General features: G+C 69.2%; 2 protein-coding genes. Both read left to right on the forward strand.

Annotated elements, in window-relative coordinates:
- The first annotated feature begins 1 nt into the window (after position 1).
- On the forward strand, positions 2-313 hold the full coding sequence (locus tag EOD07_RS36325) for a DUF952 domain-containing protein (RefSeq protein WP_127238503.1): 312 nt from the start codon (positions 2-4) through the stop codon (positions 311-313).
- Positions 310-754 (forward strand): dihydroorotate dehydrogenase 2 (locus tag EOD07_RS36330; RefSeq protein WP_164772953.1); only part of this gene is annotated, 445 nt, incomplete at its 3' end. The genes EOD07_RS36325 and EOD07_RS36330, both read left to right, overlap by 4 nt.

Raw genomic sequence — 754 nt, forward strand, 5'->3', positions numbered from 1 at the left:
GCTGTGGCGCGAAGCCGAGAAGAACGGGCGCTTCACCGGCGCGCCGATCGACATCGCCGACGGCTTCATCCATTTCTCCACCGCCGGCCAGGTTCGCGAGACGGCAGCCAGGCATTTCGCCGGGCAGATGGACCTCCTGCTGGTCGCGATCGACGGGGCCAAGCTGGGCGACGCGCTGAGATGCGAGGTGTCGCGCGGCGGCGCCCTCTTCCCGCATCTCTACGCAGAGCTCGGCCTCGATGCCGTCCTTTGGGTGAAGCCGCTGCCGCTCGGCGCCGGCGGCCACGAATTCCCGGCGCTGGAGGGCGAATGAGCGTGCTCGACCGGATCGGCCAGAAGCTGCTTTTCTCCTTCGATCCGGAAACCGCGCATGGCCTGTCGATCGCGGCTTTGCGCTGCGGGCTGCCGGTCGGCGCGGCCGCGCCACGCGACGCGCGGCTCAAGATCAATCTCTGCGGCCTCGACTTCCCGAACCCGCTCGGCATGGCCGCCGGATACGACAAGAACGCCGAAGTGCCGGACGCGCTGCTCGGTCTTGGCTTCGGCTTCGCCGAGGTGGGCACCATCACGCCGCTGCCGCAACCCGGCAATCCGAAGCCGCGCATCTTCCGGCTGACGGCGGACGAGGCGGTGATCAACCGGCTGGGCTTCAACAATGAAGGCCATGCGGCCGCCGAAAAGCGGCTTGCCGCGCGCAAGGGGCGGCCGGGCATCGTCGGCGTCAACATCGGCGCCAACAAGGACAGCGCCGACC

This window comes from Mesorhizobium sp. M2C.T.Ca.TU.002.02.1.1, from assembly GCF_003997225.1.